The sequence below is a fragment of the Streptomyces sp. NPDC086835 genome, assembly GCF_044745705.1.
Classification (GTDB): domain Bacteria; phylum Actinomycetota; class Actinomycetes; order Streptomycetales; family Streptomycetaceae; genus Streptomyces.
Map to the genome: position 1 here is coordinate 84497 of NZ_JBIVAU010000009.1, position 24723 is coordinate 109219.

29 protein-coding genes and 2 pseudogenes are annotated in these 24723 nt (G+C 70.1%); 13 read left to right on the plus strand and 18 right to left on the minus strand.

What is annotated here, in order from left to right; translation table 11 throughout:
* Positions 1-62: 62 nt before the first annotated feature.
* The 3 genes from ACIPJI_RS26395 (at position 63) to ACIPJI_RS26405 (ending at position 1810) form a co-directional block, all read left to right on the plus strand.
* Entirely contained in the window at positions 63-632 is a 570-nt protein-coding gene (locus tag ACIPJI_RS26395) for a TetR/AcrR family transcriptional regulator (RefSeq protein ID WP_402249248.1), read from the plus strand.
* An 87-nt stretch (positions 633-719) separates the two neighbouring features.
* A complete protein-coding gene (locus ACIPJI_RS26400; protein ID WP_402249250.1) occupies positions 720-917 on the plus strand; it encodes a hypothetical protein in 198 nt (65 codons plus the stop codon).
* On the plus strand, positions 914-1810 hold the full coding sequence (locus ACIPJI_RS26405; RefSeq protein WP_356620485.1) for an RNA polymerase sigma-70 factor: 897 nt from the start codon (positions 914-916) through the stop codon (positions 1808-1810). The genes ACIPJI_RS26400 and ACIPJI_RS26405 overlap by 4 nt, the downstream gene beginning before the upstream one ends.
* Positions 1811-1997: 187 nt before the next feature.
* On the opposite strand, the gene ACIPJI_RS26410 is transcribed toward ACIPJI_RS26405, so the two are convergent.
* The 7 genes and pseudogenes from ACIPJI_RS26410 to ACIPJI_RS26440 form a co-directional block, all read right to left on the minus strand.
* Positions 1998-2633, minus strand: a complete 636-nt coding sequence (locus ACIPJI_RS26410) for a DUF305 domain-containing protein (protein WP_402249252.1) — start codon at positions 2631-2633, stop codon at positions 1998-2000.
* Between the two features lie 89 nt (positions 2634-2722).
* Positions 2723-3142, minus strand: coding sequence for a DUF6153 family protein (locus ACIPJI_RS26415; protein WP_402249254.1), 420 nt, complete (start codon positions 3140-3142; stop codon positions 2723-2725).
* A gap of 149 nt (positions 3143-3291) precedes the next feature.
* Positions 3292-3420, minus strand: a complete 129-nt coding sequence (locus tag ACIPJI_RS26420; RefSeq protein ID WP_402249256.1) for a hypothetical protein — start codon at positions 3418-3420, stop codon at positions 3292-3294.
* A gap of 292 nt (positions 3421-3712) precedes the next feature.
* Positions 3713-4075: a metalloregulator ArsR/SmtB family transcription factor gene (locus ACIPJI_RS26425; protein ID WP_356620482.1), complete on the minus strand. Its 363-nt coding sequence runs from the start codon at positions 4073-4075 to the stop codon at positions 3713-3715.
* Complete coding sequence (locus ACIPJI_RS26430; RefSeq protein WP_307704983.1) at positions 4072-4518, minus strand: SRPBCC domain-containing protein; 447 nt, start codon at positions 4516-4518, stop codon at positions 4072-4074. The genes ACIPJI_RS26425 and ACIPJI_RS26430 overlap by 4 nt, the downstream gene beginning before the upstream one ends.
* Before the next feature lie 142 nt (positions 4519-4660).
* A pseudogene (locus tag ACIPJI_RS26435) lies at positions 4661-4945 on the minus strand (iron chelate uptake ABC transporter family permease subunit); the annotation flags it as partial.
* A gap of 77 nt (positions 4946-5022) precedes the next feature.
* Positions 5023-5520, minus strand: a complete 498-nt coding sequence (locus ACIPJI_RS26440) for a winged helix-turn-helix transcriptional regulator (RefSeq protein WP_402249258.1) — start codon at positions 5518-5520, stop codon at positions 5023-5025.
* 101 nt (positions 5521-5621) lie between these two features.
* Between ACIPJI_RS26440 and ACIPJI_RS26445 the strand changes: the two genes are divergently transcribed.
* Both ACIPJI_RS26445 and ACIPJI_RS26450 read left to right on the plus strand, forming a co-directional pair.
* Positions 5622-6422 (plus strand): crotonase/enoyl-CoA hydratase family protein, encoded by an 801-nt coding sequence (locus tag ACIPJI_RS26445; RefSeq protein ID WP_402249260.1) that lies wholly within the window; start codon positions 5622-5624, stop codon positions 6420-6422.
* A gap of 158 nt (positions 6423-6580) precedes the next feature.
* Entirely contained in the window at positions 6581-7090 is a 510-nt protein-coding gene (locus ACIPJI_RS26450) for a DinB family protein (protein WP_402249262.1), read from the plus strand.
* 30 nt (positions 7091-7120) lie between these two features.
* Here the strand turns inward: ACIPJI_RS26450 and ACIPJI_RS26455 are convergent, their stop codons facing one another.
* Positions 7121-7492: a helix-turn-helix transcriptional regulator gene (locus ACIPJI_RS26455; protein WP_402249548.1), complete on the minus strand. Its 372-nt coding sequence runs from the start codon at positions 7490-7492 to the stop codon at positions 7121-7123.
* Entirely contained in the window at positions 7375-7893 is a 519-nt protein-coding gene (locus tag ACIPJI_RS26460; protein WP_402249264.1) for a cupin domain-containing protein, read from the minus strand. The genes ACIPJI_RS26455 and ACIPJI_RS26460 overlap by 118 nt, the downstream gene beginning before the upstream one ends.
* A gap of 146 nt (positions 7894-8039) precedes the next feature.
* Here ACIPJI_RS26460 and ACIPJI_RS26465 point away from each other — a divergent pair, with 146 nt between their 5' ends.
* From ACIPJI_RS26465 to ACIPJI_RS26475, 3 genes are all read left to right on the plus strand, one after another.
* Positions 8040-8264, plus strand: coding sequence for a hypothetical protein (locus tag ACIPJI_RS26465; protein WP_307704987.1), 225 nt, complete (start codon positions 8040-8042; stop codon positions 8262-8264).
* Positions 8265-8360: 96 nt separating this feature from the next.
* Positions 8361-8819, plus strand: coding sequence for a CBS domain-containing protein (locus ACIPJI_RS26470; protein WP_356620478.1), 459 nt, complete (start codon positions 8361-8363; stop codon positions 8817-8819).
* Between the two features lie 54 nt (positions 8820-8873).
* A complete protein-coding gene (locus tag ACIPJI_RS26475; protein ID WP_356620477.1) occupies positions 8874-9275 on the plus strand; it encodes a hypothetical protein in 402 nt (133 codons plus the stop codon).
* Between the two features lie 124 nt (positions 9276-9399).
* On the opposite strand, the gene ACIPJI_RS26480 is transcribed toward ACIPJI_RS26475, so the two are convergent.
* On the minus strand, positions 9400-10215 hold the full coding sequence (locus ACIPJI_RS26480) for a NosD domain-containing protein (RefSeq protein WP_402249267.1): 816 nt from the start codon (positions 10213-10215) through the stop codon (positions 9400-9402).
* Between ACIPJI_RS26480 and ACIPJI_RS26485 the strand changes: the two genes are divergently transcribed.
* Complete coding sequence (locus tag ACIPJI_RS26485) at positions 10181-10741, plus strand: GH32 C-terminal domain-containing protein (protein WP_402249268.1); 561 nt, start codon at positions 10181-10183, stop codon at positions 10739-10741. The genes ACIPJI_RS26480 and ACIPJI_RS26485 overlap by 35 nt on opposite strands.
* A gap of 156 nt (positions 10742-10897) precedes the next feature.
* Here the strand turns inward: ACIPJI_RS26485 and ACIPJI_RS26490 are convergent, their stop codons facing one another.
* The 4 genes from ACIPJI_RS26490 to ACIPJI_RS26505 form a co-directional block, all read right to left on the minus strand.
* Positions 10898-11941, minus strand: coding sequence for a LacI family DNA-binding transcriptional regulator (locus tag ACIPJI_RS26490; protein ID WP_402249270.1), 1044 nt, complete (start codon positions 11939-11941; stop codon positions 10898-10900).
* A 74-nt stretch (positions 11942-12015) separates the two neighbouring features.
* Positions 12016-12852 carry an ATP-binding cassette domain-containing protein gene (locus tag ACIPJI_RS26495; RefSeq protein ID WP_402249271.1) on the minus strand — a complete coding sequence of 279 codons (837 nt, stop codon included), beginning with the start codon at positions 12850-12852 and terminating at the stop codon, positions 12016-12018.
* A complete protein-coding gene (locus ACIPJI_RS26500) occupies positions 12849-13844 on the minus strand; it encodes an ABC transporter permease (RefSeq protein WP_307705001.1) in 996 nt (331 codons plus the stop codon). The genes ACIPJI_RS26495 and ACIPJI_RS26500 overlap by 4 nt, the downstream gene beginning before the upstream one ends.
* A gap of 100 nt (positions 13845-13944) precedes the next feature.
* The gene (locus ACIPJI_RS26505; RefSeq protein ID WP_356620472.1) at positions 13945-14958 is read right to left on the minus strand and encodes a sugar ABC transporter substrate-binding protein; all 1014 of its coding nucleotides are present in this window, start codon (positions 14956-14958) and stop codon (positions 13945-13947) included.
* Between the two features lie 270 nt (positions 14959-15228).
* Between ACIPJI_RS26505 and ACIPJI_RS26510 the strand changes: the two genes are divergently transcribed.
* The 3 genes from ACIPJI_RS26510 (at position 15229) to ACIPJI_RS26520 (ending at position 19941) form a co-directional block, all read left to right on the plus strand.
* Positions 15229-16191 (plus strand): carbohydrate kinase, encoded by a 963-nt coding sequence (locus ACIPJI_RS26510; protein ID WP_402249274.1) that lies wholly within the window; start codon positions 15229-15231, stop codon positions 16189-16191.
* 222 nt (positions 16192-16413) lie between these two features.
* Positions 16414-18972 (plus strand): GH32 C-terminal domain-containing protein, encoded by a 2559-nt coding sequence (locus ACIPJI_RS26515; RefSeq protein ID WP_402249276.1) that lies wholly within the window; start codon positions 16414-16416, stop codon positions 18970-18972.
* A gap of 135 nt (positions 18973-19107) precedes the next feature.
* A complete protein-coding gene (locus ACIPJI_RS26520) occupies positions 19108-19941 on the plus strand; it encodes an alpha/beta fold hydrolase (protein ID WP_402249278.1) in 834 nt (277 codons plus the stop codon).
* A 96-nt stretch (positions 19942-20037) separates the two neighbouring features.
* On the opposite strand, the gene ACIPJI_RS26525 is transcribed toward ACIPJI_RS26520, so the two are convergent.
* Positions 20038-20472 (minus strand): hypothetical protein, encoded by a 435-nt coding sequence (locus ACIPJI_RS26525; protein WP_402249280.1) that lies wholly within the window; start codon positions 20470-20472, stop codon positions 20038-20040.
* A 143-nt stretch (positions 20473-20615) separates the two neighbouring features.
* On the opposite strand from ACIPJI_RS26525, the gene ACIPJI_RS26530 reads away from it, so the two are divergent.
* Entirely contained in the window at positions 20616-21104 is a 489-nt protein-coding gene (locus tag ACIPJI_RS26530) for an MSMEG_6728 family protein (RefSeq protein WP_402249282.1), read from the plus strand.
* A gap of 97 nt (positions 21105-21201) precedes the next feature.
* Here the strand turns inward: ACIPJI_RS26530 and ACIPJI_RS26535 are convergent, their stop codons facing one another.
* The 3 genes and pseudogenes from ACIPJI_RS26535 to ACIPJI_RS26545 all read right to left on the minus strand — a co-directional run bounded on the left by ACIPJI_RS26535 (position 21202) and on the right by ACIPJI_RS26545 (position 24427).
* Positions 21202-21387 carry a hypothetical protein gene (locus ACIPJI_RS26535; RefSeq protein WP_402249284.1) on the minus strand — a complete coding sequence of 62 codons (186 nt, stop codon included), beginning with the start codon at positions 21385-21387 and terminating at the stop codon, positions 21202-21204.
* Positions 21388-21559: 172 nt separating this feature from the next.
* A pseudogene (locus ACIPJI_RS26540) lies at positions 21560-21758 on the minus strand (hypothetical protein).
* 131 nt (positions 21759-21889) lie between these two features.
* Positions 21890-24427, minus strand: a complete 2538-nt coding sequence (locus ACIPJI_RS26545; RefSeq protein ID WP_402249285.1) for a LuxR C-terminal-related transcriptional regulator — start codon at positions 24425-24427, stop codon at positions 21890-21892.
* Positions 24428-24723: the final 296 nt, after the last annotated feature.

The following is a 24723-nucleotide window of genomic DNA, read 5'->3' on the forward strand; positions in this document are numbered from 1 at the left end:
GAGACAGCGTGTCTTCACTATAGCCAGGCCGTTTCGCACAGGGCGGGCACCATACTGAGGGGGTGCCCAAGCTGTGGAACGAGACGGTCGAGGAACACCGCCGTGCGGTGCGTGACGCGATCCTGGACGCGACCGCGCGACTGGTCGCCTCGGAGGGTCTGCGGTCGGTGACCATGTCGCAGGTCGCCACGGAGACCGGCATCGGTCGGGCGACGCTCTACAAGTACTTCCCCGATGTCGAAGCGGTTCTGCTGGCATGGCACGAACGCCAGGTGCACGCGCACGTGGCGCATCTGGCACAGGTCCGGGACCGGGAAGGCGCTCCGGTCGAACGGCTCCGGGCGGTACTGGAGGCGTACGCCTCGATCGCGCACGAGCGTCACGGTGACGAACTGGCGGGCCTGTTGCACCGCGGAGAGCACGTCACCCGGGCCCACGGGCATCTTCACGGAATCATCCGCGACCTGCTCGACGAAGGGGCCCGCAGCGGCGGGATCCGCCACGATGTCGCGACGGACGAGCTGGCGAGCTACTGCCTCCACGCGCTCACCGCGGCCGGCGGGCTGCGGAGCAAGGCCGCGGTCCGCCGCCTCGTCGCGGTCACCTTGGCAGGACTGCGCCCCGAGCACTGACCCCTTCGGCGAGGACCGCTGTCACAGCGATCGACCGCCTGGTGTCTTGAGGCAGAACCCCCTCGGCATCGAAGCGAAGGAGACACCATGACCGGGAGCACCGACGTGGTCGTGATCGGCGGCTGCTCCGGCGTCATGGCCACCAGGCGCGGCGAGGCGCCGAGCACCGCCGGACCGGCAGTCTGGGCGACGAAATCCCGGGCGGTCCGGTCGAATACCGCTGTGGACGCACGCTCCAAGGCCGTCGGCGACAGCCCGGCCGCGAAGGAAAGGGTCGAGAGATGAGCGACCAGCCCGCTGACCAGGCGACCGACACGTTCGTCGCCCACCGCAACCTGCTCTTCACGGTCGCCTACGAGATGCTCGGATCGGCCGCCGACGCCGAGGACGTCCTCCAGGAGACCTGGCTGCGATGGGTCAAGGTCGACCTGGAACAGGTCCGCGACCAGCGCGCCTACCTGGTCCGGATCACGACCCGGCAGGCACTGAACCGGCTGCGCACCATGAAACGCCGCAAAGAGGCCTACGTCGGCCCCTGGCTGCCCGAACCCCTGCTCACCGCACCGGACGTGGCCGAGGACGTCGAACTCGCCGAGAGCGTGTCGATGGCGATGATGCTGGTCCTCGAAACCCTGTCACCGACCGAGCGTGCCGTCTTCGTGCTGCGCGAGGCCTTCGACGTCGGCTACGACGAGATCGCCGCCGCCGTCGACAAAAGCCCCGCGGCCGTCCGCCAGATCGCCCACCGCGCCCGCCGGCACGTCGACGCCCGCCGCCCCCGCCAGGCGGTCACCCCCGGCCAGACCCGGGCCGCCCTGGAGTCCTTCCGGCGCGCGCTCGAAACCGGCGACCCGCAGGAACTCCTCGACGTGCTCGCCCCCGACATCGTCCTGATGAGCGACGGCGGCGGCATCAAGCAGGCCGCCCTGCGGCCGATCATCGGTGCCGACAAGGTGGCCCGCTTCATGATGGGTCGTCTCGGCAAGAACAAGCGCCCGATCACCGTCTCTCCCACCGTGGTCAACGGCAGCCCCGCACTCCTCGTCCACCTGGACGGCGAGCTCGACGGCGTCATGGCGGTCAGTGTCGAGGATGCCCAGGTCACCGGCCTCTACTACGTCCGCAACCCCGAGAAGCTGAACCGCGTCGAATCCGAGACCCCGCTCACCCTGCGATGAACACCGGCGGCAAAGCCTGGCCGTAGCCCTGCCGGAGCCCTGCCGCCGGAACGGGACCGGGCGGGGCAACGGGACCCGGGCGGCGCCGGACCCGGGCCGGGGCAGCCAGTGCCGGCGGCCCCCAGGGCCCTCGGCAGGAGAACAGCGGGGGCGGCCGCACCGCCCCCGCTCCGGGGAACCCCCGCCGTCAGTTCTTGCCGAGCAGCTCGTTCATGCGCGTGATCTCGGCGCTCTGGGAGGTGACGATGTCGCCGGCCATGTCCTTCGCCGGCTGGTAGGAGCCGTCGGCCTGTTCGGTCTTCGCCATGTCGAGGGCACCTTCGTGGTGCTTGATCATCATCTTGAGGAACGCGGTGTCGAAGGCCTCCCCGGACGCCTTCTCCAGCTGGCCCATCTCCTCGGGCGTCATCATCCCGGACATGGAGTGACCGGCGTGCTCGCCGCCCTCGTCGTCCTTGGGGACGTCCTCGCCCCACGAGGTGAGCCACTCGGACAGGGTCTTGATCTCCGGGTCCTGCGCCTTCTTGATCTCGGCGGCCAGTGCCTTGACGTCCGCGGAACCCGCGCGGGTCGCCGCCAGGTCGGCCATCTCCACCGCCTGCCGGTGGTGCGGGATCATCCCCTGCGCGAAGGCCACGTCGGCGGCGTTGTGCTTGCCCTCCTGGGCGGAAGCCGACGTCGAGGCGCTGGGCGCCGAGGGCGCGTGGCCGCCGTGGCCGGAGGAGCTCTCGTCTCCCCCACCGCAAGCGGCGAGCAGCACGGCGGCGGCAGCCGCGGCAGCGACGGCGGCGGCACGGCGGATCGTGGAACGGTGTGCGGTCATGGTGGTGCTACTCCTGTGATGTGCGTTCGATCGGGCATGGCTCGCACGGCGGCACCGGCCGGAGAAGACCGGGCGCGCCGAGGGCTGCCCTATATGCGCAGGAGTTGCAGTTCACTCAGTGACGGCGGGGCGCGAACACCTGGAGTCGCCTCGAAGGCCGATGCCGGGGGGTCCGCATCGGGCGCCGTGCAGACCGCGGACGGGACGAGGGCAGGAAGTGCGGGGGCCGCGCTCGTGCCGCTCGCGGCGCACGTCTCGTCGGCGTGGGAGACATGCCCGCCCCCACCGTTGTGGTGGTCCCCGTGTGCGCAGTCACAACCGGCCGAGTCGTCGTGCACCTCGGCAGGGGCCGCGGGACCGGCGGTGGTCGACACCGTGTGGCCGGCAGCGAAGGCGGTACCGGGCGCCAGTCCGTGCATGGCCACGACGCCCAGAAGGACGGCCAGCACCAGCATCACGTAGGCGCGCGCCCTGGAGGGGCCGACCTCGCGGCGGGTGTGCTGACTCATGCCCGCATCCTAACCAGCCACGCTCCGCCACCCGTCGACCACCGCGCCGTCGAGCACTCCACCGTCAAGCACCCCGTCGTCGGTAGTCGTTCTGCGTTCTGTGCCGAAATCGTCCGCCGTCCTCCTGCACCCGGTTCGCAGAACTCGTCTCAACGAACGGGCCGCCCGGCCTCGGCTTCGTTCGCGAAGAACCCGATGAACAGCGCCGGGACCACGACCGCGAGTGCCATGCGGTCGGCGCTGAGGAAGACCAGCGGCAGGGTCGCCAGGCCCTGCACGGACAGGCCCGCGACCAGGACCGTGCGGGAGTCGAAGCGCGAAGCGCCTTGCCATCACTCCGGCGGCCACGGACGCGACAGGGGGGCCCGGCGATCCGCGGGCTGTGGTTCCTGCGACCGCAGCGCGCGGCACATCGTCGGGGCAGCGCTGCCGCGGCCCGGTGCGCTCGAGTCGCTCACCGGGCCGCGGCGGCAGGAACCCCGGTTGTACGGCCGGCACCCCGATGGACCGACGACCGTCAGCCTGGCGACGCTCAACCAGCCTTGGCCGGAGCAACGGCAACCTGGAGCGCTAGCCCGAATCCCGCTCCGCTTCCTCCGCGGCCTCGGCGACGCGCTTGATGTTCGCCAGTCGCCGATCCCAGTCGGCCGCGAGCGCGGCCATCCATCGCGCCGTCGCGTCCAGCGCCGTGGGCCGCACCGCGTACCGCACCTCGCGTCCCACCCGGGTACCGGAGACCAGCCCGGCGGCGTCCAGGACGGCGAGGTGTTTGACCACCGCCTGCCGCGAGACGGGAAGCGGCTCTGCGAGCGTCGTCGCGGTGGCCTCGCCCTTCGCGGCAAGCAGTTCCAGCAGCTGACGCCGCGTCGGGTCGGCCAGCGCGACGAGCACGCTGTCGACGGCCTCGCCGGCGCCGCGAGCTCCGTCCGTCACGCGGACGACTGCTCGGCGCGGGTCTTGAGTGCGTCGAGCTCCAGGGGCCAGCCCTCGCTGTGGTCCTTCCGGTTCTGGCTGCGCAGTTCCTGGGACCCGGCCAGTGCCGCGAACCCGCTCTCGACGACGTGCAGCCGCGTCTGCTCGCCTTCCTGGGTCAACGTGAACTCCACGAGGGTGCTGTTGTCCTCGCGCAGTTCCTCTCCGGGGAACGCGCTGGTCCAGCGGTACGCCAGGTACGTGGGCGGCTCGACCTTCTCCACCCGCACCGGGAAATCGCCGTGCTCGGCGTTCTTGGCCACCATCGACTCACCTTCCCTGGCCACGGTGCCGGGCAGGCTCGCCTTGTCGGCGACCCAAAAGCCGGGCTGCGCCACCAGCGACCAGACCCGCTCCAGCGGTGCCGCGATGAGGGTTTCGCTTTCGATCCGGTCCTCGCTCATGAGGGGACTCCTTGTTCGCTTCCGTCATCAGTGCAACTCCAGAGTTGCACATCAGGTTTTGAGGCGCAACCCAAAGGTTGCACTACCCGGGCGCTCACCCCTGCGCACCGAGCCGGTGGGTCCGCCGAGCGCGGCATTCGTTCTACCGGCGGCTGCGTACAAGCAGATGAAGGAAGTACGGAGTACCGATCACGGCGGTCATCAGGCCGGCACCGAGCTGGGCCGGTGCGATCACGGTGCGGCCCACCAGGTCGGCCGTGCCGACGAGCACGGCTCCGAGGAGCACCGCGACCGACACCATCCGGACGCGCTGCCGGCCCACGAGGGCACGGGCCGCGTGCGGTGCCACGAGTCCGACGAAGCCGATCGCGCCGGCGGCGGCCACGGCGGTGGCGCTGAGCAGGACGCCGAGGACGCGACCACGTCGTGATCCTGCGGGAAGAACGCGTCTTCACCGCGGGCCCCGGCACCCCGCATCACCAACGGCGCCCGCGCTCCACGGATTCAGGAAGAGAATCGCCTGCTGATGCCGGGATCGTCGAGCAGCCGGGCGGGGTAACCGGGGCCGGTCCGCACGGCGATGTCCTGATGGTGCAGCGATTCGCCGCACGAGGAGCAGACCACCTTCGCCTGGGTGTCGTGGTCGCAGGCGGTGTGATGCATGACCACCGGGATGCCGTCGTCACCGGTCAGCCACCGGTCACCCCAGGCGTTGATCGCGGCGAGCACGCCGAAGAAGTCACGGCCTTTTTCCGTCAGGAGGTACTCGTGGCGGACGGGGTCGCTCCGGTAGGCGCGCCGCTTCAGAAGGCCCGCTTCCTCCAGGCGTCGGAGCCGATCGGTGAGGGTGTTGCGGGCGATGCCGAGCGAGGTGATGAAGCCGTCGAAGCGAGACTCGCCGTAGAAGACCTCACGCAGCACCAGGAGCGTCCAGCCGTCGCCCAGGATGTCGACGGTGCGGGCGATCGAGCAGGGCCAGCTGTCGAATGAGGTCCTTCTCATGCCAGTGACCTTATCAGTCTCATCATGAGATTCGCTTGCCCGCCACGGCCGGTCCGGCTAGCGTCCGGCAAGTCTCATCATGCAACTGAAGAGGAGGAGCCATGGGCTCCACGCCTGAGGACGCGGCAACGGTCACTGTCGAACGGGAGGGACGCGTGCTGCTGATGGGCCTCGACCGCCCCGCCAAACGCAACGCCTTCACCAAGCAGATGATCAGCGAACTGTCGGCCGCCTACGGTCTGCTGGAGTCCGACGACGACCTGTGGTGCGGAGTGCTGTTCGCCCACGGCGACCACTTCACCGGTGGGCTGGACATGCTCGACGTCGGTGCAGAACTGGCGGCGGGTGAGTTCGCCGCCCCGGAGGGCGGCCGCGATCCGTGGCGGCTGGACGGTCACTGGTACAAGCCCGTCGTCGCCGCCGCCCAGGGTTGGGTGATGACTCTGGGCATCGAACTCCTGCTGGCCGCCGACATCCGTGTCGCCGCCCAGGACACCCGCTTCAGTCAGTACGAGATCCGCCGCGGGATCTACCCCTTCGGCGGGGCCACGTTCCGCTTCCCGCGGGAAGCGGGGTGGGGCAACGCCATGCGCTGGATCCTCACCGGTGAGGAATTCGACGCCGCGGAGGCCCACCGCATCGGCCTGGTCCAGGAAGTCGTCTCCGACGGCGCCACGGCCCTCGAGCGGGCCAAGGAGATGGCGCACGTCATCAGCGAACGGTCCGCGCCCCTGGGAGTGCGCACGGCTCTGGCCTCTGCCCACCGGGCCCGCGAACACGGGGACGCCGCGGCCATCGACCGACTGCGCCCCGACATCGCCCGGCTCATCGCCACCGCGGACGGTGCCGAAGGCGTGACGTCCTTCGTCGAACGCCGCGACGCCGTCTTCACCGGCCGATGACCCCTCGCCCCGCCACCGTCGGAAGGCCCCGCTGCGCCCGGCTGCGGCTGTGGCGGCGCCCTCCGCGGTGACGGTCAGGTCTGGTCGACGGCCTTCGACGGGGACCGGCGGAAGTGGATACTGGCCCACGATGCAGGCACGGATGAGGAGCAGCGTCAGTGACGAGCGACAACCGCGCAGGACCGCCCAGTTTCGGCAGCGAACGCGACATGCTGCGCGCTTTCCTCGACTACCACCGCGCCACCCTCGCCATGAAGTGCGAAGGGCTCACCGACGAGGAGTTGCGGCAGCAGTCGATGCCCCCGTCCACGCTGTCGCTGCTCGGTCTGGTGCGGCACATGGCGGAGGTTGAGCGTGCTTGGTTCCGCCGGGTGTTCGAGGACAACGACGCGCCCATGGTCTGGTCCGACAAGGTCGACTTCCAGGCGGCGTACGACGCGAGCGCGTCGACCAGGGAAGAGGCGTTCACGGCCTGGGAGGCCGAGGTGGAGAACTCCCGCCGTGTCGAGCGAAAGGCGAAGTCCCTTGACCAGGCGGGATATCAGCCCAGATGGGGCCAGGAGGTGTCGCTGCGGATGGTAATGGTGCACGTGCTCCTGGAGTACGGCCGTCACAACGGGCACGCGGACTTCCTGCGTGAGGGTGTGGACGGGACCGTAGGCGCCTGAACGGGGCTCGATACTGGTCAGCTCGCCTGTTCAACTGCCGCCAGTTCTCCGGGATGTCCGGCTCGTTGGTGATCGTGGTTTGATCGGCTCGGAAAGCGCGAAGGGATGTCCAGCGGCGAGTTCGTGGAGCAAGTCGCTCTGGCTCATGCCGCGCGCCTTCTTGCACGCGACGCTCAGGGCGAAGGCGCTGGAGAAGCCGACCCGGCCCGCCACAGCGGCGAGCGTCGCCTCCGGCCGGCGCAGCAGTTCGGTGGCAAGGGCGATCCGCCGTTCGCGCAGGTAGCTCATCGGAGGCTGCCCGACCAGAGCGGTGAAGCGCCGGGCCAGTGCCGCCCGGGAGACGCCTGCCTCGGCCGCCAGGGCCTCGACCGTCCATGAGTGGGCCGGGTCGGCCTCCAGCAGCCGTAGGGGCCTGCCCGACCACCACGTCGCTGTGCGCCCGGTACCAGACGGGGACCTGGGCGCCGGGGCGGGTAAAACCAGGCACGCAGCGCGGCGAGCAGCATCAGGTCCGGCATCCGGTCCAGGAGGGCCTGCCGCCCCGGGGCCGGGCGGCTGACGTCCTCGAGTGCCGCCTCGCTGACGGGGCAGGGCCCTTGCCCGGCGGGGACGACGGCGAGCGGGGGCAGCGCCGCGAGCAGCCGGTCCGGCGCGACGCCGGTCCCCACCGTGGCGCCGGTTCCCGTCGTGCAGAGGCCGTTCAGCAGCACCGTGCGGTCCGGTGCCGGGCCGCTCCCGATGGTGCTCGCCTCCTGCCCGTCCCGGGTGGTGCAGACGCCGCCCGGGCGGATGACCGGTGACATGGAGAAGGTGCTGGCCGCCCGCCCCGGGACTTCACCGACTACGCCCGCACGGCCGCCGCCGAGGGGGCCTGGAACCTCTGACCCGCTCCTGCCGGTCCTCCGCTCCGTGAGTGGCTGCCGTGCCCACGAGACGGCAGGCTTGATGTGTGGGTAGAGCGCCGATCGTTGTGCACCGGCCGTCACCGTCGGGCGGCCGGCGGGTGACGGTGCACCTGTCCGACAGGGACGAGATCCTGGGCACCGCGTACTCCGATCATGACCTGGTGGTCTTCCTCGAAGCCGCCGGGCTCGACGACCCGGACACGGTGATCGACGACCCTGGCATGGTGGAGTGGCGCGGCGGCCGGGCCCACGAGTGGACCGCCGCCTGACCCACAGCGTGCTGACCTGGAACTGCGAGGCAGACACACATCCGAGAGCTTCGGACGCGACCTCGACTCGCAGGACAAGGGCGAAGGAGGACGGCTGTGCGTGCGCGGGACCTTGCGGAGACGTATCCGTTCGTGACCACCGACGACGCCGCGATGGACGCCGCCAGGATGCTGGCCGAGCTGTCGCTGCCGGCCCTGCTCGTCCTCGACGCCGACGGGCATCCCTACGCCATCGTGCCCGGTTCTCAGCTCGTCCGGCAGCTGATGCCCCACTACATCCTCGAGGATCCGCGGCTCGCGGCTGTCGCCGACGAGCGGCCCGACACCGATGTGGCCGAGCGGCTGGCAGGGCTCACCGCCGCGGAATGGGCGCCCCGGAGTGCTTTCCCACCGCCGGTCGTAGGACCTGACGCACGTCCGATGGAGGTCGCCGCGCTGATGGCCCGCACGCGAAGTCCTCTGGTGGCGGTCATCGAGCGCGACGCCGACGGCGTGCGTCTGCTGGGCACGGTCACGGCCGCCCGACTCGTGGCGCATTTCATCCGGGGTACGTGATCCGGGCCGACGGGGACTTGACCTCAAGCGTGGCTGAGGTTTCAGGATCGAGCCATGACCGGACAGAACGATGGAATCCTTCTCTTCCGCAACACCATGCGCATCAATGACGGCCATCTTGAGCGCTTCCGCGGCGCCATCGCCGAAGCGGTGGACTTCGCGGAGCGGCACGGGCCGCAGCTGATGGTGCAGACGTTCGTGGACGAGGAGCGGATGCTCGCGCACAGCTTCCAGCTCTACCGCGACTCCGACGCGGTCCGCCTGCACTGGAAGCTCGCGGACCCCTACATCCAGGAAGTCATGGAGCACTGCGTGGTGGAGCACTTCGAGGTGTTCGGTGAGCCGGACGCCGACGTGGCGGCCGGACTGCGCTCGGCGCTCGGCGCGCACGGCGCGCTCAGGTTCTCTCCCCGTATCGCGGGCTTCGACCGCTTCACCGCGGCGCCCGAAGCGTAGTCCGCTCCCGGACGCCCTGAACCACCACCCTCTGCGGCGAACCGTCACGCTTCGGCCCCGCACCTGGTCAGGGTGCGGGGCCGAAGGTTCGCTGCGGGGACGACGGACCGTGGGGACTTGCCGGCTACGGAGTCGCCACCATGGAGTGGTTGGACGTGAAGGCGTCGAGCTGCGCGGTGGTGGCGCTGAACAGCACCTTGGTGGCCGTGGTGCTGGCGTCGAGGACGACCTTGGCCGGCACGTTGCTGGTGATGTGGTTGGCAGCCAGGTAGTTGTTGTCGCCGCTCTTCACCAGCACGATCGTCGGGTCGGAGCCTGCCGGGGTGATGTTCTGCGCCGGCACCGAGAACGAGAACTGGTTGGACGTCAGTGTGTTCTTGTTGCCCGCGATGTGCACCAGGCCGAACTTGTCGTCGAAGCGGTTGCTCGCGCCGTCTCCGTGGACCCGCCGGAAGTGGTTGCTCGCGATCAGGTTCTCGGAGCTTCCGTTCAGCAGCGCGATCATGCTCGGGAAGTTGCTCAGCAGCTTGTTGCCGGTGATGGAGGCCCGGTTCACGTTCTGCAGCGTGATGTTGCAGGCCCACAGCACGGTGTTGCCCGATATGTGCGGGCCCTCCGCGTTCTCGGCGAAGATCGAGTAGCCGCCCCAGGAGCTGATGAGGAAGTTGTTGGTGATCTTGGCGACCTGCGACGCCCCGGTCAGCGCGATGCAGGAGCCGCACTCCGCGATGAAGTTGTTGGTGATGTCGGGAGCGTCGGCGCCCTTCACGATGATCGCGTGCTCCAGGTAGACGAACGGCCGGGGCGCGGTGCTCGTCAGCGCGTGGGACCCGCACGAGGGCGCTTTGTGCACGGCGGCGTGGTCCGCCCCGAGTGCGTGGACGGACGAGGTGGGATGGGCAGGGATGCTCTCGCTGCCCCGCCAGGTGACGATCGACAACGACGGGGCGCTCCTGCAGCGACCCGCCCAGGAGGTCGAGCGGCTGCGCCGGGACCGCCGGATCCGGGCCGCGGGAGAGGTGCGCGCGGGCCGGCCGGTCGAGTTGGGAGAGATCGGACCGGCGTGCGACATCACGGCCCGTCTCGACGCTGCCGGGGGCCTGCGGCTGGTCACGGACGCGGCCGGCAGCGAATACCTCGACCTCGTCCGCGACCCGATGACGGGAGAGGTGGTCGTCGACCGGTCCCGCGCCTCACTGGACCCCCGGGCCAAGGGCGGCAGTTGGCGGCTGCCGGCGCGCCTCGGGCCGGTGGACATCCGTGTCGTAATCGACCACTCGGTCGCCGAGGTGTTCACCGCCGAGGGGCAGGCCCTCACTCTGCGGCTCTATCCGGTCGGCGGCGCCACGTGGCGCCTGCAGGCAACGGCGTCCGGTGCGGCGCCGGTCCCCTACGCGGTCGAGGCGTGGGACCTCCGCGGTCTCCAGGTCCACGACCGGCGGCCGGAACCGGAGAGGGCGTCATGACCACCCTCGTCCACGGCGGGACGGGGTCGCCCTCGTACGCACAGCCGGACGCTTCCCCCGGCGGCGCGTAGTCGCCGAAGCGGCAGGCCACGCAGGGGTTCGTAGCCGCCTGCGTGGCCTGCCCGCGCACTGACCCGTCCGCCGTGACGGCCTTGTTCAGCTGCCCGCGTCCGCCGATGTGCGGGCCCGCCGTGGCGGCCTGCTGGAGCCGCGGACGACCAGGCGCGTGGGGACGGTGACGGTACGGGCCCGGGAGCGGTCACCGTCCAGGCGGGCGAGAGCGGTCCTGGCCGCCGCTTCGCCGATGGCCGCCGGATCCTGCGCCACGACGGTCAGCGCCGGTTCGAGCACCTCGGCCAGCGGGAGGTCGTCGAAGGCGACCAGGGAGACGTCCTTCCGGCCGGCGCGGGTCAGGTGGGCGACGACACCCATGGCCACGATGTTGTTGCCCGCGAACAGGGCGGTGGGCGGATCGGGCAGGCCCAGGAGTTCGGTGGTCGCGGCAGCGGCGGTCTCCTGGCCGTGGGCGCCGGTCACCAGAGTGCGGTCGTAGGGCAGGCCCGCCTCCTCGAGCGCCGAGGTGTAGCCGGCGAGCCGCTCACGCCGGGTGTAGAGCCTCGCGGGCAGGTCACCGATGAACCCGATGCGCCGGTGGCCCTGGGCGATGAGATGCGAGACGCCTTCGTGGACGCCGGTCCGGTTGGAGCTGACGACGCAGTCGGTGGACAGACCGACCCCGGGGCGGTCGAGGAACACCACCGGCAGGCCGGCCGCGCGTGGCGCCTTGAGGTAGCGGTGGTCGGCGCCGAACGCGGGGACCACCATCAGGATGCTGACACGGCGGGCCAGGAAGGTCTGGGTCAGCACCCGTTCCCGTTCGGGGTCTTCGGCGGACGAGCCCATGAGCAGGGTCAGTCCACGGCTGCGCACCGCGTCCTCCATCCCGCCGGCGACCGTTCCGAAGAACGGGTTGCCCAGGTCGGGCACCACCAGTCCCACGGTGGTGTCGGGGCCTCCCACGCGGATGTTCCGCGCCATGAGGTTGGGCTGGAAGCCCAGTTTCGCCACCGCCGCGAGGACGCGCTCCCGGGTCTGCGGGGAACTCGGACCGTCCTCGTTGAGCACCCGTGAGACCGTCTTGGCGCTGACGCCCACTTCTCGGGCGACGTCGGCCAGTGTGGGGCGGCGGGTCGCGGCCATGTACCACCGTTCCTGTGCGTTCGTCGGGCCCGGCCCGGACGGGCCGGGCCCGCTGTCTTCTCTGAGCTGCTGACTCAGTGGGCTGACACGCCTGCCGCTCTGGCGGCGTCGGCGTCGGTGACGACGGTACCTCCGTCGCTCTTGACCGTGAGCGCCCCGGTCATGATGGCGACCACCTCGGCCATGGAGTGGTCGGAGGGCTTGATCAGGGCCTCGCGCCGCCCGAGCCGGTGGACATGGATCCGGTCGGCGATCTCGAACACGTGGGGCATGTTGTGACTGATCAGGACGACGGGCATGCCCTTGTCGCGGACGCGGCGGATGAGGTCGAGCACCTGTCCCGACTCCCTGACGCCCAGCGCGGCTGTGGGCTCGTCCATCACGACGACGCTCTTGGCCCAGGCCACGGCGCGGGCGACGGCCACGGCCTGGCGCTGTCCGCCGGAGAGGGTCTCCACCGCCTGGGTGAGCGACCGCAGCCCGATCTTCAGATCGGCCATGTGTGCGGCGGCCTCCTCGCGCATCCGCTTCTTGTCGAGCAGGCGGAACGCGCTGCCGAGGACGCCGGGGCGGCGCAGTTCGCGCCCGAGGAACATGTTGGAGGCGATGTCCATGGAGGCCGCGACGGCGAGGTCCTGGTAGACGGTTTCGATCCCGTGCTCGCGTGCGCTCTGCGGGCCGCTGAACCGGATGGGCTTCCCGCCGAGTCTGATCTCGCCCTCGTCGGGGACGATCGCACCGGTCAGCGCCTTGATCAGGCTGGTCTTACCGGCTCCGTTGTCACCGATGACGGCGAGGACCTCGCCGGGCATGAGGTCGAAGTCGGCGCCGTCGATGGCGGTCACATGGCCGTACTTCTTGACCAGGCCGCGGGCCTGGAGGACGGGGGTCGCGGACGTGTCGGTGCTCATCGCGCCTTCTTCCGGGAGATCTGGTCGACGGTCACGGCGAGGATGACGAGAATGCCGGTGATCAGCGTCTGGTAGATCGACGCGACGCCCATCAGCTGGAGCCCGTTGCGGAAGACGCCGACGATCAGAACGCCGATGAAGGTGCCGAGGACGGCGCCCCGGCCGCCGAAGAGGCTGGTCCCACCGAGGACGACGGCGGTGATGCTGTCGAGGTTGTCGGTCTGTCCGGCCTGCGGATCGCCCACGCCGGTACGGGAGACGAGCAGCAGGGCCGCTACGCCGTACACGAGCCCGGCGAGCGTGTAGACGCCGATGGTCAGCCGGGAGGTGCGGATGCCGTTCAGCCGCGCGCTCTCCGGGCTGTTGCCCAGGGCGTAGACGTGGCGGCCCCATGAGGTGCTGCTGAGCGCGTAGGCGAAGGCCAGGAACAGGGCGATGGTGACGAGGGAGCCGTAGGTGATGTCGGTCCGGCCCAGCGGGAAGGTCTCGCCGAGGGCGGTGAGCGGCGCGGGCAGGTCGGTCACCGTCTGCTCGGCGGAGTAGATGTGCGTCAGCGCGAACGCCACGTTGAGCATGCCCAGCGTCACGATGAAGGGCGGCAGCGGGATCATCTGCACGAGCAGGCCGTTGAGGAGCCCGAAGCCGCCGCAGACCACCAGTCCGAGGGCGATCGCGGCGAGCGGGGGAAGCGTTCCCTGAGCGGCCATCTTGGCGATGACGATGCTGCCGAACGCCATGACGGCGCCGCAGGACAGGTCGATGCCGGCGGTCAGGATGATGAGGGTCTGGCCGATGGCGAGGGTGCCCACGACCATGACCTGCTGGACGATCAGGGAGAAGTTGCCGCCGGACAGGAACTGCTCGGTCGTCAGCGAGAAGAACACACAGGCGAGCAGGAGTGCGGCCAGGGGGCCCGCGGTGGGTGTGGCGATCAGCCGGCGGACCGCGGTCGGTCCTTTCAGCTGGTCGTAGGGCGTGGTCGTGGCAGTCATGGTGGTCCTTGCCGGTGATGGACGCCCCGTTGCGTGCCGGGAACGGGCACGCGGGGCGGGTGCTGGAAGTCGATGCCCGAACGTGGTGACCGCTACGGGCTCAGCCCCAGCAGTTCTCCAGGCCGTACGCGGTGTCCTTGGCGTCGACCCCCGTCTGCTCCCGGTCGGTGATCAGCGTGACGCCGGTGTCGGTGTAACCGGAGGTCTTCTTGCCGTCCTCGGCGAAGTCCGCGACGGCCTTGACGCCGAGGGACGCCATCTTGAGCGGGTACTGCTGCGAGGTGGCGGCGATCTTGCCCTCCTTGACGGCCTTGGTGCCGGTGCAGCCGCCGTCGACGGAGACGACGAGCACCTTCTTCTCCAGACCCTTGGCCTTCAGCGCGGTGTAGGCGCCCAGCGCGGCCGGTTCGTTGATCGTGTAGACGACGTTGATGCCGGGGGCCTTCTGGAGGCAGTTCTCCATGGCGGTCTGGCCCTTGGCCTGGTCGCCGCCGGTGTCCTGGCTGCACACGATCGACGGGTCCCCCTCGGGGACGCCGAAGCCCTTGAGGAAGCCCTCGTGCCGCTGCACGCCCACGGCGACTCCGGGAGCCAGGTCGAGTGTGGCGATCTTGGCCTTCTTGCCGGCCATGGCTGCCTTCGCGTACTGGCCGATGAGTTCGCCGGCCTTGACGTTGTCGGTGGCGAACAGGGCGTCGGTGGCGTCCTGGGGCTCGGTCGGGCTGTCCAGGGCGATGACCAGTACGCCCTTGGCGCGGGCCTTCTCGAGCGCCGGCACGATCGCCTTCGAGTCGTTGGGCGTGATGAGGATGCCCTTCACGCCTGAGTTGACCATGTTCTCGATCGCGGTGACCTGGCCCGCGTTGTCCCCGTCGAACTTGCCTGCGGCGCTGACCAACTCGACGCCGCTCTCCTTCGCGGCCTGCTCCGCGCCCTCCTTCATCTTCACGAAGAAGGGGTTGGTGTCCGTCTTGGTGATCAGGCCGACCTTCACCCCGCCGGCGTCGGAGCCGCCCTGCGCGCCGGAGCCGCAGGCCGTCAGAGCCAGGGTCGCGGTGGCGGTGCAGGCTGCGACCCTGACCAGGGTGGTAACGGCACGGTTGTTTCGGGGCATGACTGACTCCTGCTGGTTTCGGCGGAGCGGCCGCGCTGTTCAAAGGCTCTGCGGCGCGAGGAGATGGCTGGGTGGGCGGTGTCATCGTTGACCGATGTCATCGTTGACACCGCTTGCGGAGGATGATGGACTCCGGCTCCCGGCAACGTCAATGCCTTGACGCCGTCACAAATCCGCAACGCCGCGACAGCCGCACTTCGGCGACGCCGGCCCTCGGCCCCCCTTCGCGGCGCGCCGCCCCCGCGCCGCCCTATCCGGAGAGAAGCAGTCATGCGCCTGCCTCAGATCACCGTCCTCGGTGAATGCGTCGCCGACGCCTTCACCGTCCCCGCACCCCCACCGGACGAGCTGACCCTGCGGGTCCTGCCGGGCGGCGGCCCGGCGAACACGGCCGTGGCACTCGCCCGGCTGGGTACGCCCGCCCGCCTGCTGGCCCGGCTCTCGGACGACGTGTTCGGCCGACTCTTCCGCGCCCGCCTCGAGTCCTCGGGCGTCGATCTGTCCCAGGCCGTACGCGCCGGCGAGCCGAGCACGTTGGCCGTCGCCGAGCTCGACGCGGCGGGTCAGGCCGCGTACTCCTTCCACGCGCAGGGCACCGCGGACTTTCAGTGGACGGCTGACGAACTGGCCGCGACGGACCTCGCGTCCACCGCCTGCCTGCACTCGGGATCGCTGGCCCTCGTACGCGAACCCGGCGGCCGGGCCGTGGAGGAGTTCCTGGCCCGCGCGTCGGCCACCGCCACGATCTCCCTCGACCCCAACGTCCGGCCGCTGCTCGTGGCGCCCGAGGTCTACCGGGAGCGCCTGCCGCGCTGGTGCGCGCTCGCCGACGTCCTGCGCGTGAGCGAGGACGACCTGGAGCTGCTGCTGCCCGGTCACCCGATCGACCGGGCCTGCGACGTCTGGCACTCCGCGGGCACCCGGCTCGTCGTCGTCACCCTCGGGGGACGCGGCGCGATCGCCTCGCTGGACGGCGAACGGGTCACGGTCGCGGCGCCGCCGACCGCCGTCGTCGACACCGTCGGGGCCGGCGACTCCTTCACCGCGGGCCTGCTCCACCACCTCGGGGCCAAGGGGCTGCTCGGTGGCCGGCTGACGGATCTGCGCATCGACGACGTCACCCAGGCGTGTGCGTTCGCGGCCAGGGTCGCGGCTCTCACCTGCTCGGTCAGCGGCCCGAACCCGCCGTGGGAGCGTGAGTTGCGGCAGCCGGTCACCTCGGTCGGGACGTAGGGCCGCGATCGTCTCCCGTCCCGGCGTCTCTGCCGGAACCATTGACGGACCGCCTCGGGCGCGCTCATCATCACTGGCCAGCGGGTGTCATCGCTGACATATGTCAGCGATGACACCACTGTTCCGGGCCGCCCCCACCGCCCGGCACTGCGATCCCCTTCGGCGTCGTGTCCCCGCAGCGGACGCGGGCAGGACGCCGCCGCCCACAGTGCAGGAGAGACCATGAGCCCAGGCCCCGTGTACCGACGTGCCCGGCTGCGCCTCGCCGCCGCAGCAGCCGCGACATGCGCGCTCGCCGTCACCGCCGTAGTCCCCCAGGCGGCGGCGACCGGCACAGCGCCCCACACCGAGACCTACCGGCCCCAGTTCCACTTCTCCCCGGAGAAGAACTGGATGAACGACCCCAACGGGCTGGTGTACTTCAAGGGCGAGTACCACCTCTTCTACCAGTACAACCCGAGCGGTAACACCTGGGGCAACATGTCCTGGGGCCATGCGGTCAGCAAGGACCTCGTGCACTGGGAGGAGCTGCCGCTCGCCGTCCCGCACGACGACGAGGAGATGGTCTTCTCCGGCAGCGCGGTCGTCGACCACGAGAACACCAGTGGCTTCGGGACCAGGGAGAACCCCGCGATGGTGGCCGTCTACACCAGCGCCTACAAGAAGGACGGCCGGCAGGCACAGTCGCTGGCGTACAGCACGGACCGCGGCCGCACCTGGACCAAGTACGCGGGCAACCCGGTCCTCGACATCGGCTCGAAGGAGTTCCGCGACCCGAAGGTGCAGTGGTACGCGCCGACGAAGAGCTGGCTGATGACGGTGTCCCTGTCCACCGAGCACAAGGTCCGCTTCTACTCCTCGAAGGACCTCAAGAGCTGGACGCACCTGAGCGACTTCGACCCGGCCGGCGCCGTCGGAGGCGTATGGGAGTGCCCCGACCTGTTCCCGCTGCCCGTCGACGGCGACAGCGGGCGCACCAAGTGGGTCCTGGTCGTGAACATCAACCCCGGCGGCATCGCGGGCGGTTCGGCCGCCCAGTACTTCGTCGGCGACTTCGACGGCACCCGCTTCACCCCGGACGACGACGGCTCGTACACGCCTCCCCCGGGCCGGGTCGTCCAGGACTTCGAGGCAGGCGACTACGGAAGCTGGACCACGACCGGCACGGCCTTCGGCGGCGGACCGGTCCCCGCGCCGGCGCCGGGCTCTTCGGGCACGAGCGGCGTCGAGGGCCAGGGGTTCGTCGACAGCTTCCACGGCGACGACGCCGAGACCGGCACGCTCACTTCACAGCCGTTCACCGTGGACAGCGCCTACCTCAACTTCAAGGTGGCCGGCGGCCGTCACCCGCACGTCCCCGGCTCTGTCCTGGGTGACGCACCGGCTCCGGAGGGCACGGTCCTCGCCGACTTCGAACAGGAGGGCTACGGATCCTGGACCGCCACCGGCACCGCCTTCGGCGACGGCCCCGCCACGGGAACACTCCCCGGCCAGCACCAGGTGTCCGGGCACACCGGCGACCGGCTGGTGAACAGCTTCCGAGGCGGCGACTCGACCACGGGCACCCTCATCTCGCCCGAGTTCACCGTCACGGCGAAGCACATCAACTTCCTCATCGGCGGCGGCCGTCACCCCTCGGGAGCCGAAGCGCCCACCGCCGTACGCCTCGTCGTCGACGGCCGGACCGTACGCAGCGCCACCGGCGCCGACTCGGAAGCGCTCAACTGGGCCTCCTGGGACGTCGGCGACCTCGCCGGCCGCACGGCGCGCATCGAGGTCGTCGACGAGAACACCGGCGGCTGGGGTCACATCCTGCTCGACCAGGTCATGCTCTCCGACACACCGGCACGGCCGCGTTCGACCGAGACGGCGGTCAATCTCCTCGTCGACGGCAAGGTCGTCCAGAGCGTGTCCGGTGCGGACAGCGGAAGCCTGGACTGGGCGTCCTTCGATCTCCGCGCCCACCGGGGCGAGCAGGCCGTCGTCCAGCTCGTCGACATGAACAAGGGCGGCTGGGGCCACATCCTGGCCGACCACTTCGTCGCCGCGGACCAGCCCGCGACCTCCAGCGTCCAGCGGGCCCACTGGGTCGACCACGGCAAGGACTACTACGCGGCCGTCTCCTGGGAGGATGCGCCGGACGGCAAGCGCCGCATGATCGGCTGGATGAACAACTGGCAGTACGGCAACAGCATCCCCACGTCCCCCTGGCGCAGCGCGCAGAGCATCCCGCGAGAGATGGCGCTGCGCACCGTGGACGGCCGGATCCGCCTGACGCAGCAGCCGGTGACGTCCGTGCGGTCGCTCCGTACCGGGCAGGCGGTCGGTGCCCGCGACCTCACGGTCACCGACGGCTCCACGCCACTGGCCGGGGGACGGGCCGACGGGAAGGCGCTCGATCTCGAGGCCACCTTCTCCCTCGGCGACGCCGAGCGGTTCGGGCTCAAGGTCCGTACCGGTGAAGGGCAGGAGACCGTCATCGGATACGACGCGAAGACCCAGGAGCTGTACGTCGACCGCACGAAGTCGGGCGCGGTGGACTTCCATCATGACTTCCCCGGCGTCCAGCGCGCACCGCTGGCCGCCGAAAACGGCAAGGTCAGGCTCCGGATCCTGGTCGACTGGTCGTCGGTGGAGGTGTTCGGCGGCGACGGCCAGGCCGTGATCACCGACCAGATCTTCCCCGACCCGGACAGCGAGGGCATCCAGCTCTTCGCGGAAGGCGGCTCCGTCGGCGTGGACAGGATCAAGGTCTGGCAGCTGCGGTCCTACCGCGACTGACCCGCTCACGGCGGAGCGGGCGGGGGGCGGCGACCGCCCCCCGCCCGCATCGCTGCCTGCTCCGGCACAATGCAAGGCCCCGCAGCTTGCTCAGCCCGCTCGGAGCATCGGACACACCTGAGAGGCACAGCACCCATGAGTGAATGGCAACTGGCCGAGACCTTCCGCAGCGTCTCGGGCGACGTCCGCTGGAGCAGCCTCGGACAACCCGGCCGGGATCCGGTCGTGCTCCTGCACGGCACACCCTTCTCCTCGTATGTCTGGCGTGCTGTCGCCCGTGCACTCGCCCGCCGCCACCAGGTGTTCGTGTGGGACATGCCCGGTTACGGGACATCGGAGAAGTTCGCCGGCCAGGACGTCTCCCTGGCTGCCCAAGGCAGGGTCTTCACCGAGCTCCTGGCTCACTGGCACCTTGAGGAACCCTTGGTGGTCGCCCACGACTTCGGCGGTGCCGTCTCTTTGCGGGCACATCTGCTGCACGGAGCTCGCTACCGAGCGCTCGCTCTGGTCGACCCGGTCGCGCTGGCCCCGTGGGGTTCGCCCTTCTTCCGGCTCGTCGGCGAGCATTCCGGGGTCTTCGAACAACTACCGCCCGCACTGCACCACGCGTTGGTACGCGAGTACGTAAGCTCGGCCAGCAGCCCTGGCCTGCACCCTGCCGTCCTCGACCGGCTCGTCCGGCCCTGGCTCGGCGACGTCGGTCAGGCCGCCTTCTACCGGCAGATCGCCCAGGCCGACCAGCTCCACACCGACGAAATGCAGGATCGGTACGGCGAGATCGGCATCCCGACGTCGGTGTGCTGGGGTCAGGACGACACCTGGATTCCCGTGGAGAAAGGACGGGAGCTCGCTGCCCGGATCCCAGGCGCGCGATTCGAGCCGATCGCCGGTGCGGGGCACCTCGTCCAAGAAGACGCACCCGCCGAGCTCACAGCCGTTCTTACGGCCTTCCTCCGGAAACCGCACTGACACACAGCACAACTCTGGTGAACACCATGGTCTGGAATCGGAGTGACACGCGTCCGATCGTCCGGCCGACCGATCAAAAGACACGCGGTGGTTGTGTCATGTGGCGGTGTGATCCGGGTGGCGCTTGCTACGGCGGGCCTCTTTCATCTCCGCTTCGTACAAATGGTCCTTCCCTTCCACGAGTTCATCGCGGATCGACTTTTCCAGATCCTGGAACGGACGGTAATAGGTGGCGTTGTAGTCTTCGATGATCTGGAACGTCCAGTGTCCCGGAATGACGTTGCGGCCCAAGATCTCGCGCTCCACACGATCTGCGTGCGTGTGATGCCCGGCCTTACGCAGGAGCCGTACGGCGTCGTCCAGGCAGAGGTCGGCGCTACCGGTGAGCTGGTGGAATTCGTACAGGGCGCCGCGTGCCCGTTCAGTCGTCTCGAGAGCTTTGGACAGGGCTCCGAGGGCGTGCACGGTGACGTCGGTGACGCCTTCCGGCCGTCGGTTCCGCGGGTCCCAGCGATCTTGTTCAGAGGCCATGTTTCGTCTGTTCCCTGCACGGTCGCCTCCTCACGGTTTCTCGTCCGGATGCCGCAGCCGGGGGCCGGCGATTTCAAGCGCAGCTGAATACCGGCCATGCGATCGCCGGCACCTCCGGTGATCCGTGTGGGTACATGTACCGCATGCAGACTTTCCTGCCTTTCTCCGACTTTGCGAGATCAGCGGCCGTGCTCGACCCCGGACGGCTGGGCAAGCAGCGGGTCGAAACACTGCAGGTGCTCCGTGGTCTGACCGTTTCGGGCTACGGATGGCGCAACCATCCGGCAGTCCGCATGTGGGCGGGATACGAGGAGGCACTGGTCCGGTACGGGTTGGACATCTGCCAGGTGTGGACGGCCGAGGGCCGTGCCGACACCTGTGCGGTCACTCTCGTGAACGACTTCCGAGCCTGGATGCCGAACGTGACGCCGCGTACCCAGGCCCGGCTCGGGGCCGCCGGCGATCTTCCTCCGTGGCTCGGCAGCTCGGAGTTCCACCGCAGCCATCAGTCGGCACTGCTGCGCAAAGATCCCGACTACTACCGCAGCCGCTTTCCCGGGGTCCCGGACGATCTGCCGTACGTGTGGCCGGCGTCGGACCGCGCCACGAAGCCGGGCACAGGCGCGAGGTAGGGACGGGGCCGTGACCCCGGCTGTCGCCGAGCTGACCGCCGTCTTCAGCGAACACCGGGCGCCCGTCGGCCTGGCGTGTCCGCGCGCCGGGTCGCCGTTACTTCTGTCGTGGTGGTTGCCGGTCCGTGCTGCGACGCAGCATGATCACAGAGGCAAGCACGCCGAGGCCCCAGGCAATCAACAAGGCGCCCCACAGCGGCATGGTCACCTCGGGGACGAGCAGGCGGATCTTCACGCTCTCGCGGTTCTCGAAGACGAAGACCAGCGCGATCGCGGTGATCACAGCGAACGGTACGAGGCGGCGGACACCAGGGCGCGAAAGGAATGACGTATGCGGCTTCTGCTCTTCTGTTCTGCTCCGAGCCATGAGATGCCTCTCAATCAGGTGGCTTCTGCGCCGGCGTCCCCTTCCGGCATGTTGCTCGCCCCCGAGGCCGGAGCAAGGCCGGTCGGGCTCAGCTCGGCAGGCGGCGCATCTCGGCCACATGCAGGCCCAGGGCATGCAGACACGCGAGCAGCCCGTAGAGGTGCGCTTCGTCGGTGACGGGGCCGATCAGGACCTTCTGGTGAGGCACGACGAAAGGTCTCCGGTTCGGGGAACGCTTCGGCCGGCGTCTGCGACATGTGTCCGTCGACGCGGATCTCGTAGTGCATGACCACGCTTCTCTACAGCCGTACAGATGGCTCGTTATCCCTCGTACCTCGTACCCCATGGTGGGTGGTACGTCCGGGCCCGGCATCACCCGGAACAGGTGACCCCGCTGGTGGCCGTCGCGCGTGACGGGTCATAGGAGACGCAGTTCGCGGGCCCGGCGCACCGCGTCCCGGCGCCTGGTCGTGGCGAGTTTGCGGTAGACGCTCTTCAAGTGGGTCTTGACGGTGTTGACTGACAGGTGGAGATCGTCGGCGATCTCGTTGGTCGACATCATCTGTGCCAGTCGCCCCAGGACCTCCTGTTCGCGGTCGCTGAGATGCTCGACGACGGGCGAGGGCACCGGCTCGCCCCGCTCCGCCGTCGACCGCTCCGGAAGCAGTTCGTCCGGCAGCCAGTCGTGGGTCAGTGTCAGCGCGGGCTCGGCGTGCAGCAGGCGGCGCAGCCACGGCCCGGCCTCCAGGAACGGCCGTCTCAGGCTTTCCGGCCGGGCGGTGGCGAGGGCACGGGTGACACGCTGACGGGCAGCGGCCGCGTCGTCGAGTGTGTCGGCGGCTTGTGCCTGCGCCAGCAGGACGCGCACAGCGACGGCCGGCGCGTCGCGGTGGTGGTAGCGCCCTGCGAGCGTGTCCAGGATCTTCACGGCACGCTCGGTGTCGCCCGCCGCCAGCCGGGCACGGGCGGACGCCACCGCCTGGTCCGGGCGGTCGGTCTCCCGATGCGCCAGAGCCTCGACCGCCTCCTGCGGGCGCCCCTGCGCCAGAAGTGCGTTGGACGCCGCCAGGGCCACCCGGTCGTTCACCCAGGGCGACTGCGCGGCGTGCGGTGGCCGGAGGGCGGCATCGAGGGCATTCAGCGCCGCGCCGGGCCGGCCCTTGGCCAGCAGCATGCGCGAGCGAAGGATTCCCAGTTCCGCGGTGACGATCGGATCGGGACGTGCCGCGGACGAGACAGCCGCCTGATCGAGGTGGCGCCCCGCGGCGCCAAGGTCGTCGCGGTCGATGGCGACCGCGGCCAGCACCAGCTCTCCCATGCCGGTGCGGGAGGCGGGCAGGAGACCCGAACGCTCCGCCTCCGCGACGGCCGCCCGCGCGTGCGCCTCGGCCCTGGACGGCCGGCCGTCCAGAAAGTCGATCAGCGCCAGCCTGCTCAGGGACTCGTGCCGGGGCAGCGCCGTGGCAGCACCGCCCGGCGCCTGTACGGCGGCGGTGAGTGCCGACCGGGCGGCCTCGAAACGGCCTGCCCACAGCTGGGCGGACCCGAAACCGGTGAGCAGCAGGGCGCGCAGTTCGGGGTGCTCGTCCAGGCACGCCGCCGGGAACTCCTGCTCCACGTCCTGGGCGTCCTTGGCAGCGGCTTCCGCCATGTCGACGCAGCCGATGACCCGGCTGGCGAGGACGCGCAGGACCGCACAGCTCAATCGTGCTGCCGGGCTCGGGTCCTTGGCCCTGTCGAGGTTCTCCTCGGCACGGCGCAGATGCCGGAGTCCCCGCTCGGCGTCGTACTCGCCGAGCGCCTGGGCAGCGCGGATCAGGTCTGCCGCGGGACCCGTGGTATCCGGTGGCATGGCGGCGAAGAGCTCGATGAGACGGTCGGACTCGAGTCCGGTGAACAGCCTCCCGATCGCCAGGTGGTCGACCAGCTGCGAGGCCGCGAAATCCCAGTCGCCGGCGTCGGCGGCATGCCGCAGGGCTTCCGTGAGGAGGCCGGCATCACTCAGCCAGCGTGCCGCTGACCTGTGCAACTCCGGCTCCAGGCGGGGATGGCGGGCACGCAGATGCACGCGCAGTATTTCGGCGAACAGCGGGTGCAGCCGGTACCAGGAGTGCCCGATGGGCCGCATGAAAGCGTTCGCACGCTCCAGCTGCGCCAGGATCGGCGCGGCGTCGTCCCGGCCGGTGAGGGCGTTCGCCAGATCCGGGTGGATCTGGCCGAGGACGCTGCTCCTCAGCAGCAGATCCTGCACTTCGGCGGTCTGGGAAGCGAGCACCTCCGTCAACAGGAAGTCGGCGACCATGCTCTGTCCCGCCTCGAACTCCTTCAGGAAGGCTTGGGGGTCCTCTGCCTGCTGCGCGGCAAGGACACACAGGCGTAGCCCGGCCGCCCATCCTCCCGTCCGGTCGGTCAGCGCCTGAACGCCTTCGGCCGCCAGGCTCATGCCGTGCCGGTCCCCGAGAACGGCGGCCTCCTGCGGGCGGAACGCCAGATCGGCGCCACGGATGTCGGTGATGTCCCCGGCGGCGCGGTACCGGTGCAGGGGCACCAGGGGCTCCGTACGGCTGATCATCACCAGGCGCAGACCGTTGCCCGCATGGCGGAGTACGAACTCGAGCCCCTCGGCGATCTCCGGCGTGCCGACGCGTTCGAACTCGTCGAGGACGAGGACCACCGGTTCACTGCGTCCGCTCAGATGAGCGGCGAGGCGGGCCAGCACCCCGTGGTCCACTTCACCAGGGCGGGCAGGGCTGCCGATGTCGGCGGGGAGCGCCGGCCCGTGGTGCCGGAAGGTCCCCAGTACGTACGCCCAGAAGATGCCCGGTGCGTTGTCCTCGGCCTCCACCGTCAGCCAGACCACCGGCCAGGAGCACGGTGACACGGCGATCCAGTCGGCGACAAGCAGTGTCTTGCCGGCCCCGGCAGGCCCGCCGACCAGTGTCAGAGGATGCTCCATGGCGCGAGTAAGGCGGTCGGTGAGACGCCGACGGCGGACATAGGTACTCGGCACGGCGGGAACGGCGAACCGTGCGGCAAGGAGCGGCTCTCCGCTCGGCAAGAGAGGTTCCTGAGCGGGATCCGGGTCACCACCCGTCGCGGAGGGCATCAGGCTCACCGCGGACCGCGGGGCGACTGCTCTGTCAGGCAACAGGTCACGCTTTGATCCTCACCCCGCCGTCCCGCGATCGCAAGGCAACCGCAGGTCGACGGCTCCGCCCGCCGTCGTGCGGGAGAGGAGCCGGCGGACACGGG

Bases quoted from the DNA above. Each gene is read 5' to 3' on its own strand.
- ACIPJI_RS26400 (WP_402249250.1), top strand. From the start codon at position 720: ATGACCGGGAGCACCGACGTGGTCGTGATCGGCGGCTGCTCCGGCGTC.
- ACIPJI_RS26405 (WP_356620485.1), top strand. From the start codon at position 914: ATGAGCGACCAGCCCGCTGACCAGGCGACCGACACGTTCGTCGCCCAC.
- ACIPJI_RS26410 (WP_402249252.1), bottom strand. From the start codon at position 2,633: ATGACCGCACACCGTTCCACGATCCGCCGTGCCGCCGCCGTCGCTGCC.
- ACIPJI_RS26415 (WP_402249254.1), bottom strand. From the start codon at position 3,142: ATGAGTCAGCACACCCGCCGCGAGGTCGGCCCCTCCAGGGCGCGCGCC.
- ACIPJI_RS26430 (WP_307704983.1), bottom strand. From the start codon at position 4,518: ATGAGCGAGGACCGGATCGAAAGCGAAACCCTCATCGCGGCACCGCTG.
- ACIPJI_RS26440 (WP_402249258.1), bottom strand. From the start codon at position 5,520: ATGAGAAGGACCTCATTCGACAGCTGGCCCTGCTCGATCGCCCGCACC.
- ACIPJI_RS26445 (WP_402249260.1), top strand. From the start codon at position 5,622: ATGGGCTCCACGCCTGAGGACGCGGCAACGGTCACTGTCGAACGGGAG.
- ACIPJI_RS26460 (WP_402249264.1), bottom strand. From the start codon at position 7,893: ATGTCACCGGTCATCCGCCCGGGCGGCGTCTGCACCACCCGGGACGGG.
- ACIPJI_RS26475 (WP_356620477.1), top strand. From the start codon at position 8,874: ATGACCGGACAGAACGATGGAATCCTTCTCTTCCGCAACACCATGCGC.
- ACIPJI_RS26485 (WP_402249268.1), top strand. From the start codon at position 10,181: ATGCTCTCGCTGCCCCGCCAGGTGACGATCGACAACGACGGGGCGCTC.
- ACIPJI_RS26490 (WP_402249270.1), bottom strand. From the start codon at position 11,941: ATGGCCGCGACCCGCCGCCCCACACTGGCCGACGTCGCCCGAGAAGTG.
- ACIPJI_RS26495 (WP_402249271.1), bottom strand. From the start codon at position 12,852: ATGAGCACCGACACGTCCGCGACCCCCGTCCTCCAGGCCCGCGGCCTG.
- ACIPJI_RS26500 (WP_307705001.1), bottom strand. From the start codon at position 13,844: ATGACTGCCACGACCACGCCCTACGACCAGCTGAAAGGACCGACCGCG.
- ACIPJI_RS26505 (WP_356620472.1), bottom strand. From the start codon at position 14,958: ATGCCCCGAAACAACCGTGCCGTTACCACCCTGGTCAGGGTCGCAGCC.
- ACIPJI_RS26510 (WP_402249274.1), top strand. From the start codon at position 15,229: ATGCGCCTGCCTCAGATCACCGTCCTCGGTGAATGCGTCGCCGACGCC.
- ACIPJI_RS26515 (WP_402249276.1), top strand. From the start codon at position 16,414: ATGAGCCCAGGCCCCGTGTACCGACGTGCCCGGCTGCGCCTCGCCGCC.
- ACIPJI_RS26520 (WP_402249278.1), top strand. From the start codon at position 19,108: ATGAGTGAATGGCAACTGGCCGAGACCTTCCGCAGCGTCTCGGGCGAC.
- ACIPJI_RS26525 (WP_402249280.1), bottom strand. From the start codon at position 20,472: ATGGCCTCTGAACAAGATCGCTGGGACCCGCGGAACCGACGGCCGGAA.
- ACIPJI_RS26530 (WP_402249282.1), top strand. From the start codon at position 20,616: ATGCAGACTTTCCTGCCTTTCTCCGACTTTGCGAGATCAGCGGCCGTG.
- ACIPJI_RS26545 (WP_402249285.1), bottom strand. From the start codon at position 24,427: ATGGAGCATCCTCTGACACTGGTCGGCGGGCCTGCCGGGGCCGGCAAG.